The organism is Paraburkholderia sp. Tr-20389 (genome assembly GCF_017104565.1).
Taxonomy (GTDB): Bacteria; Pseudomonadota; Gammaproteobacteria; order Burkholderiales; family Burkholderiaceae; genus Paraburkholderia.
In genome coordinates this window covers 51,609-63,585 of sequence record NZ_JAAGPD010000027.1, presented here as the reverse complement: position 1 = coordinate 63,585, position 11,977 = coordinate 51,609, and the positions used below count along the sequence as shown (strand labels likewise).

The following is an 11,977-nucleotide window of genomic DNA, read 5'->3' as shown; positions in this document are numbered from 1 at the left end:
CGCAATGCGGGCGCTAACGAAAAGCGCCAGACCATCGCGAGATAATCGGGCGCACCAAAAGCAACATACATCAATGCTATCAGCGTTGGACAACCAAAGCCTAAATCCCGTGGCGTATCAACGCGTCCAGTGTTGCGTCACGGCGTCATGCTCCGCCAAATCGACAACACCTGACCCGCCACGCTGATATCGGAGTCGTCAGCGAAAAGCAGATCACCGGGTTGCCAGGTCGGCATCCACACGCCAGCAGCGGCGGCGAGACAGCGCACCTCCAACGCGGGCTTGATCAGCGCCTCGCACTGCGCCCAATAGGCTGACCGCGCCGCCTCGAACGCGGTCTTTCTCGCGGCCGAGTCTTCACGGGCCCTTCGCTCGGTGATCTCTTTTTGACGCTCGAAGAGCGCGTCGGCGGCGCATCGATGTTCGCTGACCGCCGCGTCATAGGCGGCCTGGGCGTCGCGCTCGGAAACCAGCGCCCGCTGCAGTTCTTGCGGCAGTACTGCCGCAGGGTCCGCGAGGCAGCGCACAGCTTCAGCCTTTGAGCGGTCAAGGACCAGCCTCATCGCCTCGAGGTTGCTGAGCAAGCGTTGCACCGTCTGCTCGTCGAGGCGGATCTCCTCAGCTTCTGCGCTCACCGATTGCGCTACTTCGTTCGTCGTTGCCTTGCCACCGAAAATCTTGAGCACTTGCGTCTCCAATGGGACCGGCCGCAGACATCTACGGCCGATCGTTGAACATGTGAAAAAGTAGGCGGATTGGACAGTTCGTGTCGTTTGTCGCCGTTAACCATTGCCGCTTACTTGTCGTGCGAGCCAGCGTTGTGCCGCTGCGGCGGTCTTCGCGCCAGCCTTCGACAGCGATGACGGCGACGGGGCGTCAGCAAGCCGGATGAACTTGTCGACGTTCCCTGCGTTGCGGCAGATCAGTTCGACGTCGTCGTAGACCGTTTGCTGGTCGTTTTCGCCCATGTGGAACGCCGATTTCGCGATGCCGTCAACTGCTTGGCACAGTTCGGCGACCATGTAGCCGTCAGCGAGGCGTGCGCGGATGTTCTTCTCACGTTTCGCATCGAGCTTGGCGCGTGGATGTTCGCGCTTCGCCTTCCAGTAGTCGAACACCGCCTCTACGTCTTCGATTGACGTCGTAGCCTTGCGGGTCCGCTTCGGCTTTTCGGCAGGCGGTTGCTGCACGCCTTGCTCACCATTGCGATTCTCGCCCAGCGAAGCGTCGTCGAGTGCCAACTCGACATAAGTTTGTTGTGGTCCTATCTTGTCTTCTCTACTCTTATCTTCTCTTATCGGTTCGTCGTGGGTTACCCCTTGGGTTTCCGTTGGGTTCTGCTCAGGAAACCCAAGGGTTTCTTTTGGGTTTGTTTCGGGTTCGGTCTGGGTACTTTGATGCCCGCATTTGCGCGGTCGACCGCCTTTCTGGCCGTTCGACCAGTTTGCGATGAGCGCGGCGTTGTACTCATCCCATCCATTCACTCGAATGGATTGACCATCTCGCGAAATAAACCCGCTTTCGACCATGGCGGACTCGAATGACTCGGCATTGCCCGGGAAACGGCATATGGCTCGGAGTGCTGGCGTCGGTAGCGACTCGAACACGGATGTCCGTCGCTGCTGGCAGTGCGCCCAGAGCCGTATGACATAGACCGGTGCTACCTCGTCGTCGCCGAGGAGGCCGACCAGCGTGCGGGTCTTCCAATGGTCGACAAAGTCCGGGGCGACGATCACAAGGCGTTTCCTCCGTGATCCTTCCTCGGGTTGCGCTGGTTGCAGGAGCGAGATTGTCCATCCTCCTGCGCGCCACCGCTGGTCATAGATATCGTCATCTCAGGAATCTCTGTGTTATGCGGCGTTCCGCGTTGCGGCCCGCCTAGACAACCAGTCCTGGACCTCGGACTCAAGCCACGCCTTTGCCTTCGCGCTTGTCGAGAAATTCTTCGGAAACTTGCCTTGACCCATGAGTTCATAGATCGTCGTCGTACCTAAGCCAGTGATTCGCTTTACTTCGGGAAGCCGAATCGCGCGCTCCCTATTCGAGTTGAAGGCAGCCAACGAGGCGGAATGCGTGGGCGTCGGCTTTGTGCGGGTGGCAGGATGATCAAATGGGTATGCGTTTGCTAGGCTCACGGTTCGCTGCTCCTCGGTCATCGTCAGATATCCAAAATGGTTGGATAAAAACCCCACGCGGGTCGGAACCTCGCGTGATGTTTCGAATTATGGCGAAGCGAAACGGGCACCTCCTAAATGAACGCGCCACCTGTTATTGCGTTGCTAACACGTTGGTTGCGCGAGCGCCACAATATGCGCATCGCAGGGCTATAAGTTGCCTAACAATCAATCGGTTGTACGTCGCGGCGGGTCGCTAATGGATTAGCAGTTTGTTTTTTGATCGTTCGCAGAGTGGCGAAATGAGCCTGCAAGAAGCTTTGCATGGTCATTCGTCTGTGCATCTTGGTCCCAGGTCGCGCGGACCGATCCGCAGATGTGAAAAGAGCCCGCGAGGGGGCTCAATGATCCTGGCCGCTGGTGGCGCTTATCCGAATCTTGCCGCAAGCATTGCTGTGACCTCGGCGGTTACGGCAGGCGAATCTACGGCAGCGCCACTTAGCATGTACGTACATGCTCCTTCCGGATCGATGAACGCCGCCACCATCCCCGTTATCTCACCGGCGCGCGCTTGTCCCAGCATCTTCTCGAGTGCCGCGATGGCGTTCGAGTTGGGTACCTCCCTCGCGACACGCGTGACAGAGCCAACCGTTTCGGCTCGTCGAGTGGCGCGCCGCCGGGTAGTCGGCGCAGAGTTCGAAACCACGAGTCTAAGCTTTGACATGTCCGCCCTCCGAGACAAGCTCCAACACTCGTCGGAGCGCATCACCCGTGACATCTAACGCGTCGTAGATGGTCGGTGCGATCGCTGCGTCTCGGAGGGCGGCGCGTATTATCTCGGAAGGCTGGGCTTGATGCCCGGAGTGAAAGACTTGTGACTGCATGATGCGGGCTCCGTAGGTATGTTGGGGCTCGCTTCCCGTCGCCAAACGGGGTGAGCGGGCACATGGCAGGGTTGGCGAACCGGCACCTATGGAAACCGGCAGACTCGAAAGTCTCCCCGCCAGGGCCCGCCCATTGAAGGGACGTGCGCAGGCGTGCGGACGAAAAAATACCGCCGGAAGGCGGTTGTCCGCCATAGGTTATCCAGGTCGCCAAACCTGGTCACTGCTGTTTCAGTGACGATCACAGAATAAGGCGCGGGTTTACCACTTGTCAAGCGGCGCGCGAACTGGACATCGTTGCGACGTTGAAATTTTGTTCGTCAGTGAGCAAATCTAAGCGTTCACCGAGGAGGCGCCACGCTTCAATCTGATCGTTAAGGCGAATTTGTCGTTGATAGACCCGTTTAACCTTGTGTTCTTGTGTCTGGTTAAGACACTTGATAATCACGTCGCTATCGACGCCGAGTTCGCCCATTAGCGTACCTGCCGTGCGACGCAAATCATGTGGCGTCCATTTGCCGCCTGCAAGCTCCAACGTGTGAGCGTGGGCAGTACGCTTTGAATGCGCCGCACGCTTGTAGTGGGCAACCTGTCGATCTTCAATCTGCTTGGTAATGCCCTTAGCGGAGGTTGGTCTCTCCTCCTTACGCGAGGGCATCACCCAGACCTTATGGCTAGACAGTTCAAGCAGCGAGGCAAGATGGCGCTTCGCGAATTCCGATAGGTAGATCACATGCTCACGTCCGTTTTTTGCGTGCTCCTTGGGGATCGTCCATGTACCAGCGTCCAAATCAACCTCGCCTCGTCGCGTGAGCGTTACCTCTCCAACCCGCGCGCCGGTTGCGAGCATTAGCCAGACTGCATGTATAGTCGACTTGAGCAGGTTCGATTCAGCGAGCGCCGCTGGCAGTGTGCGGATTTCCGCTTCGGCCAGCACGCGGTCACGTTCCGTGTCTCGTCCGCCGACGTCTTTCTTCGCGATTCGGAAGGTCGGATCGGTTTGCACGATGTCCCGAACATGTGCAAATCCAAACATCTGGCGCATTTCCCCCAGGAGACGATTTGCCAGACGGTTCGCACCGCGTGCGAGCACGCCGTCGAGTATCGCCATTACGTGCGAGCGAGCGACGTCTTCTGCATGCATATGGCCAATCGCTGGCAAGACGTCCTTCTCGAAGCCTCGCATGGTTTCGCTGCCACCGTCCTTGCGCTTCGACAACTCAAGCGAGACCCATCGGCCATAGAGTTCTCGTACCGTTGGGCGCGCGAGTCTCTCTTGAAGCGACGCTAGGCGTGTTGTTTCAGCGACACGAATCTCGAGTTTGTCGACGCGTTTGCGCTCCAGCGGATCAATGCTGCGCTCCAGCAGCGCCCGCGCCGCGTCTCTCTGCTGACGAATCTCCTTAAGTGAGTTGCTCGGCCAAGTGCCGCATGAAAGGTCTCGGAACTTGCCATCGCGTTTGTACCGGTACGTGAAGCTCACAGCAATCGCGCCTGAAGTTTTGCTGCGGACACGTCCAAACAGATTTCCGCCATCGCTCAGCGTGCTCCCGTTGTCGTCGGCCCGGAGCGCCTTCATTTTCAACTCTGTTAGTGTTGGCATTACTCGCCTCTAGAATTTACCCATACTTTTACCCATACCTGGAGCGCGGGTCGCCTCGAAATTTCGCGAATGTGCTCGAAGAGGTGACTTGAGTGAATCGTATATGGGATGAGGCTTGCGGGGCAAACTCCGGATGTTGGCGAACGTTGGCGAAACAGCTTTCACATTTATGGGGTGCAGGTGGTCGGAGGTTCAAATCCTCTCGCCCCGACCAGATGGATAAAAAGGACTTACGGTGCAAACCGTAAGTCCTTTTTTCTTTGCACGGACGGTTTCAGCGCATTGTTCGGTGCGGATGCAACTGTATCGTCATCCTGATTAATCCGCGTGCAATAGAAAAAGCGGAGCCGGCCCTCAGCCCGTCACGCGATCCCCTCACTTCCCCGCCTGATACGCACCCAACGCAGCCCCAAGTTCTTCATCGGTCATGGCGGGCGAGACCCTGAACGTAAACACATCGCCCCATTGCAGCACCCATGCGGCCATCGGCGCTGTGTTGTCGGACTCGATGATCGCGAATCCGCTCAACTCGCCGATCGAATGCCAGCGTCCGAGCAACCTGACGCCGTCGGGCGGCAACGCGCCGCCCGTTTTCATGAAGCGCTCGACAGCCGATTGCTGCGCCGTCGGCAGCCCGTTCCACTGAACAATGAACTTCATTGCGCACCTCCACTTCGGTCGTCGCGATGCCGGCCAGTGGCAAGCCGTCACCGTGACGGGCGCCGCAGTTCGCGGCGCTCGGGAGCCCGCACCGCGCGCGGATCCTTCCCACTGGATCTGCAACTCGATGCCGCCACCTCGGCGTTCTCAAGAATGATAGGTAGCGCCTGTCGAACTGCCATCAACCAGGTGGTCGTATTCCAGGATTTTCTGTGCGGCGCACCGCATTCGATCCGCCGGATCGGCACGATTTAAGTTTCCGTTAAGGCTGGGCTCATACATTGTTTCGGCGTTCGGACGATGCAAGAAGTGCTGCGAGGAGTCGTCCGACGCTTCGTGGTCCGCCGGGGGGCGAACCAGACGAAGACCATCGTCGATGCGCATTCGACCGCCGCAAGGCGACAGATGGCGTGTGGTAAGCGGCCGATCAGCCTTCGCCCGAGGGCTGTGGGGGACGGCCATTCGAACCCGGTGCTCCACCGGGTTTTTCTTTTCCGGCGTCAACAGCCAGTGGTCAGCACAACTTGCGCCGATATTGACCCGATTCCCACCTGAACCAGGCGAGCCCGTCGGCGTCGTACACTGGTCATCTGCCTTATGCCGTTTGCCACGCGATCATCGGGCAATCGGCGTGCAAAACTGTATAAACATACAGTATAGTATCCACCTACCCGGCGTGGCGGCCTTCGTTGAAGCAGGCTCCGCGCGCCGCACGAACCTCGCCGCATCGGCAGGTATGGCCGCTTTCCGCCCGCCATCATGCCCCGGCCAACTCATTCAGACGGACAGGCAAATTGTCATCTAACGGAACTATCCGAATTCGTGGCGCACGCCAGCACAACCTGAAGAACGTCGACCTCGACCTTCGCACGGGCGAAATGACCGTGGTGACAGGCCCGTCGGGCTCGGGCAAGTCGAGCCTCGTGTTCGACACGCTGTATGCAGAAGGGCAGCGGCGCTACGTCGAAACGTTCAGCGCGTACGCCCGGCAGTTTCTGGACCGGATGGACCGGCCGCAGGTCGACCGCGTCGACGGCGTGCCGCCCGCCATTGCCATCGACCAGACCAATCCCGTGCGCAGTTCGCGTTCGACCGTCGGCACGATGACGGAACTGAACGACCACCTGAAGTTGCTTTACGCACGCGCCGCCGAACTGTTCGATCGCAAGAACGCGCAGGCTGTCCGGCACGATACGCCCGAAACCATCTACGCGGAACTGGACGCCCGCACGGTCACCGACGACCCGCGCATCGTGCTGACGTTTCCGGTCGAACTGCCGGACACGACGAGCGAGGCGGAAGTCGAGCAATGGCTCTCCGCGAGCGGCTACACGCGCGTCCAGGCGCAACGCGAAGTGGCATCGCCGACAGGCATGCGCAAGGTGCTCGACGTGGTCGCCGACCGCTTTCGTCTGCATCAGGTCGAAAAGTCGCGAGTGGTCGAGGCGATCGAGGCGTCGCTAAAGCGTGGCGGCGGCCGCATCAATGTCTACGTGCTGTCGCAGGCGCAAGATGGCGAAGACCTCGAGCCGCAGATCTGGCGCTTCTCCACGGGGCTGCACAACCCCGACAGCGACCTGCGCTATGCCGATCCCCAACCCGCATTGTTCTCGTTCAATTCGGCCTACGGCGCGTGTGACACGTGCCGGGGCTTTGGGCGTGTGATCGGCGTCGATCTGGGGCTCGTGATTCCGGATGAGCGCAAGACGCTCCGCGGCGGCGCGATCAAACCGATGCAAACGCCTGCATGGAAGGAGTGTCAGGACGACCTGATGCGCTATGCGGCGAAGGCCAACATCCGCCGTGATACACGCTGGTCAGAACTCACGGACGACGAGCGCGACTGGGTCATCAACGGTTCGCCGGACTGGGACGGTGAGTGGCAGAAGCAGTGGTACGGCGTGAAGCGTTTCTTTGGCTATCTGGAGTCGAAGGCGTACAAGATGCACATCCGTGTGTTGCTGTCGAAATACCGCAGCTACACGCCCTGCGAAACATGCGGTGGCGCGCGTCTCAAAACGGAATCGCTGCTGTGGCGCCTGGGTTCGAAACAGAATGCAGACGCCGTGCTCGAGCCGGCGCAGCGCTTCATGCCGCGCGGGGTCGACTGGAAACGTGCGCAGCTCGAAGCATTGCCGGGCCTGACGGTGCACGACCTGATGCTGCTGCCCATCGAGCGCATCCGGCGCTTCTTCGACGAGATCGTATTGCCCAGTGCGCTGCTCGACGACGCGCTGAAACTGCTGCTCGCCGAAGTGCGCACGCGCCTCAAATATCTGTGCGACGTCGGCCTCGGTTATCTGACGCTCGACCGTCAGAGCCGCACGCTGTCGGGTGGCGAGGTTCAGCGTATCAACCTGACGACGGCGCTTGGCACGTCGCTGACCAAGACGCTGTTCGTGCTCGATGAGCCGAGCATCGGTCTGCATCCGCGTGATCTGAACCGGATCGTCGAGGCGATGCAGCGTCTGCGCGACGCGGGCAATACGCTCGTCGTCGTCGAACACGATCCGTCCGTGATGCTCGCCGCCGATCGCCTGATCGACATGGGGCCGGGGCCCGGTGAACGCGGCGGCACGATCATTTACGACGGCACACCCGACGCAATCCGCTCGGCGGGTACGCTGACGGGCGAGTATCTGGGCGGGCGCAAGCATGTCGCCGACGCGGCGCACTGGGCGCGCCGGCCCGTCGACGCGGGTACGCCGCGCATCACGCTCGAAGGCGCGCGCCAGCACAACCTGCGCGACGTGACGGTGGAGATTCCGCTGCAACGCCTGGTCTGCGTGACGGGTGTGTCGGGTTCAGGCAAGTCGACCCTGATTCAGGACGTGCTGTATCCCGCGCTGTCGCGCCAACTCGGCAAGGCGACGGAAGCGCCGGGTGCACACCGCAGTCTGACGGGCGTCGAGCAGATCAGCGACGCTATCTTCGTCGACCAGTCCCCCATCGGTAAGACCACGCGCTCGAACCCTGCGAGCTACGTCGGCGCGTTCGACGAAATTCGCAAACTGTTCGCGAAGGCGCCACTCGCGCTGCAACGCGGGTATGGCGCGGGCGTGTTCAGCTTCAACTCGGGCGACGGCCGCTGCCCGACATGTGGCGGCTCGGGCTTCGAACATATCGAAATGCAGTTCCTGAGCGACGTCTATTTGCGTTGCCCGGATTGCGACGGCAGCCGCTACCGGCCTGAAGTGCTCGAAGTGAAGATCGAGCGCGGCGAGCGCGTGCTGAGCATCGCAGACGTGCTCGAACTGACCGTGCACGAAGCGGTCGGCGTGTTCGCCGGCGACGGTGAAGTGCTGCGCGTGCTGCAACCCATCGTCGATGTCGGTCTCGAATACGTGAAGCTGGGCCAACCGGTGCCGACGCTGTCGGGCGGTGAAGCGCAACGTCTGAAACTCGCGGGCTTTCTCGCCGAAACCGCGCAGGCGCGGACGGCGCGAGGTGGCGCCAGGCAGGCACCGGCACGTCTGTTCATGTTCGATGAACCGACCACGGGCCTTCATTTCGACGATATCGCGAAGCTGATGCAGGCCTTCGGCAAGCTGCTCGCGGGCGGTCATTCACTGATCGTGATCGAGCACAATCTTGACGTGATCCGCGCGGCTGACTGGCTGATCGATCTCGGTCCCGAAGGCGGCGATGCGGGCGGCCTGGTGGTATGCGCAGGTACGCCGGAAGACGTCAAGCGATGCCCCGGTTCGCACACAGGCGAAGCGCTCGTGCAATACGACCGCGCGATGGGCCAGGCCATCGAGCCAACCGAAGCCGCTGAAAAGGCGGAAGCCGCTGCGCATGGCATGCCGCTGCAGACCGCGCTGAACGCTGCACGCGCACGGCGTGCCGTGGAAGGCGAGGACGTCGTACGTATCGTGAACGCGCGCGAGCACAACCTGAAAGCGCTGGACGTCGACATTCCGCACGGCAAGTTCAACGTCATCACGGGCGTATCCGGTTCGGGCAAGTCGACGCTCGCGTTCGACATCCTGTTCCATGAAGGACAACGCCGGTATCTCGAGTCGCTCAATGCCTATGCGCGCTCGATCGTGCAGCCCGCAGGCCGTCCCGAAGTCGATGCCGTGTATGGCATCCCGCCCACCGTCGCGATCGAACAGCGTTTGTCGCGTGGCGGACGCAAGAGTACGGTGGCGACGACATCGGAGGTGTGGCACTTCCTGCGCCTGCTCTATGTGAAACTCGGCATCCAGCACTGCGTTCATGACGGTGCGCCCGTTACATCGCAGAGCGTCGAGTCGATCCTTGCGCAGCTCATGCGCGACCACAAAGGCCAGCACGTCGGATTGCTGGCGCCGCTGGTCGTGAACCGCAAGGGTGTCTATACCGACCTCGCGAAGTGGGCGAAGGCGCGTGGCAATACGCATCTGCGCGTCGACGGCGAATTCGTACCCGTCGATCCGTGGCCGAAGCTCGATCGCTTCCGCGAACATACTATCGAGCTACCGGTCGGAGACATCGTCGTGTCGGCCGACAAGGAATCTGAATTGCGCCGTCTGCTCGACGCAACCCTCGAAGCAGGCAAGGGCGTGATGCATCTGCTCGCGCCGCTCGACGGCCTCGAACACGCGATGACACGCAACGGTCCTACGGCACATGTCGGCGAAGTGAAGGTGCTGTCGGTGAAGCGCGCCTGCCCCGTGTGCGGCACCAGCTACGCGGAACTCGACCCGCGCATGTTCTCGTATAACAGCAAGCATGGCTGGTGTACGACCTGCGTCGGTACGGGTCTCGCGTTGACGTGCGAACAGCGCGCCGCGTATGACGACACCGTGCTCGTCGACGACAATCGCGGCCGCGAGCAGACCTTGCCGTCGGATGAGCAGGAGCCGGAAGGTGTCGGCGAGGAGGCGTGTCCGGATTGCCACGGCACGCGTCTGAATCCGTCCGCGCGCGCCGTGACGTTCGACGAAACCTCGATTGTCGACGTCGCGCAATGGACGGTGTCGGATACGCGGCGCTGGATCGACGGGCTCGAACTCATCGGTCGCGATGCGGAGATCGCACGCGACGTGATCAGCGAAATCGGCAGCCGTTTGCAGTTTCTCGAAGAAGTCGGTCTTGGTTATCTGAGCCTCGACCGTGCAGCACCGAGCCTGTCGGGCGGGGAGGCGCAACGCATCCGCCTCGCGGCTCAACTCGGCAGCAATCTGCAGGGCGTCTGCTATGTGCTCGACGAGCCGACCATCGGTCTGCATCCGCGCGACAACCAGATTCTTCTGAATGCACTGCGCAAGCTTGGCGACAAGGGCAACACGCTCGTCGTCGTCGAGCACGATGAAGATACGATCCGCCGAGCCGATCACATCATCGACATCGGTCCGGGCGCCGGCAAGCGCGGCGGCACGCTGGTTGCACAGGGGCGGGTCGGCGATCTGTCTGCGCAGTCCGATTCGCTGACGGGACAATTCCTCGCGAAGCCGATCCTGCATCCGTTGCAAGCGCGGCGTCCCGTTGCTCTTGCGACGAAACGTGCGCCCGCTGTTCCGGAAAACTGGCTGACGGTGCATGGTGCGACGCTGCACAATCTGCGCGACGTGACGGTCGGTATTCCGCTTGGGCGCCTCGTCGCCGTGACAGGGGTGAGCGGATCCGGCAAATCGACGCTCGCGCGCGACGTGCTGATGACGAATCTGCTGGATGCCGTCGGCCGCTCCGTGTTGTCGTCGCCTGCTGTGCGTCGTGCGCGCAAGGCCGCGCAAGCGGACGCCGCGCCCGCTGCGAATCGCCGTTCGAGCGTGCTCGCACGCAGCGCGCCCCGGCCGTCGCTGAACGTCGCGCATGCATGGCAAGGCTGCGAATCGCTCAGTGGCTTCGAGTCGATCGATCGTGTGCTCGAGGTCGACCAGACGCCGATCGGCAAGACGCCGCGCTCGTGTCCGGCCACGTATATCGGCGTATGGGACACCATCAGACGTCTCTTTGCCGATACGCTTGAAGCGCGTGCGCGCGGCTACACCGCATCGCGTTTTTCGTTCAACACGGGCGACGGGCGTTGTCCTGCATGTGAAGGGCAAGGCGTACGCACGATCGGCATGAGCTTCCTGCCCGATGTGAAGGTGCCATGCGATGTCTGCCACGGTCAGCGCTTCAATCCGGAAACGCTTGCTGTGACCTGGCGCGGCAAGAACATCGGCGACGTGCTCACCATGGAAATCGACGAAGCCGTCGACTTCTTCGCGTCGATGTCGAATATCGCGCATCCGTTGCAACTGATGAAGGACGTGGGCCTCGGTTATCTGACGCTCGGCCAGCCCTCGCCGACGCTATCGGGCGGCGAGGCGCAGCGCATCAAGCTGGTGACCGAACTGAGCAAGGTGCGCGACGACATCACGCGTCGTGGTCAGAAGGCGCCGCACACGCTGTATGTACTCGACGAACCGACCGTCGGCCTGCATATGGCCGACGTCGCGAAGCTGATTCGTGTGCTCCATCGGCTCGCGAATGCGGGGCACAGCGTCGTCGTGATCGAACACGACCTCGACGTGATCGCGGAAGCGGACTGGATCATCGATCTCGGGCCGGAGGGCGGTGTAGGCGGCGGGTCGATCGTTGCGTCGACGGATCCGGAAGGACTGGTGCGCGTCGCTGCGAGCCATACGGGTCGCGCGCTCGAACCCGTGCTCGCGCGCGTCGCGGGCGAGTCCGACGAGACCGTGGCAGGCGAGCGGGTCAGCGCGGGTTGAGGCGAGGCAAGC

6 protein-coding genes are annotated in these 11,977 nt (G+C 61.5%); 1 reads left to right on the top strand and 5 read right to left on the bottom strand.

Features of this window, described 5'->3' with window-relative positions:
* Window positions 1-137: 137 nt before the first annotated feature.
* From G3N95_RS23410 to G3N95_RS23390, 5 genes are all read right to left on the bottom strand, one after another.
* Window positions 138-686, bottom strand: a complete 549-nt coding sequence (locus tag G3N95_RS23410; RefSeq protein ID WP_241018850.1) for a hypothetical protein — start codon at window positions 684-686, stop codon at window positions 138-140.
* A gap of 96 nt (window positions 687-782) precedes the next feature.
* Window positions 783-1,736 carry a hypothetical protein gene (locus tag G3N95_RS23405; protein WP_205972452.1) on the bottom strand — a complete coding sequence of 318 codons (954 nt, stop codon included), beginning with the start codon at window positions 1,734-1,736 and terminating at the stop codon, window positions 783-785.
* Between the two features lie 114 nt (window positions 1,737-1,850).
* Window positions 1,851-2,156: an AlpA family phage regulatory protein gene (locus G3N95_RS41030; protein WP_205972451.1), complete on the bottom strand. Its 306-nt coding sequence runs from the start codon at window positions 2,154-2,156 to the stop codon at window positions 1,851-1,853.
* A gap of 1,113 nt (window positions 2,157-3,269) precedes the next feature.
* Window positions 3,270-4,601 (bottom strand): site-specific integrase, encoded by a 1,332-nt coding sequence (locus G3N95_RS23395; protein ID WP_277398028.1) that lies wholly within the window; start codon window positions 4,599-4,601, stop codon window positions 3,270-3,272.
* Between the two features lie 375 nt (window positions 4,602-4,976).
* Window positions 4,977-5,261: a DUF3303 domain-containing protein gene (locus G3N95_RS23390; RefSeq protein WP_205972449.1), complete on the bottom strand. Its 285-nt coding sequence runs from the start codon at window positions 5,259-5,261 to the stop codon at window positions 4,977-4,979.
* Between the two features lie 794 nt (window positions 5,262-6,055).
* On the opposite strand from G3N95_RS23390, the gene uvrA reads away from it, so the two are divergent.
* Window positions 6,056-11,965 carry an excinuclease ABC subunit UvrA gene (gene uvrA, locus G3N95_RS23385; RefSeq protein WP_205972448.1) on the top strand — a complete coding sequence of 1,970 codons (5,910 nt, stop codon included), beginning with the start codon at window positions 6,056-6,058 and terminating at the stop codon, window positions 11,963-11,965.
* Window positions 11,966-11,977 lie beyond the last annotated feature (12 nt).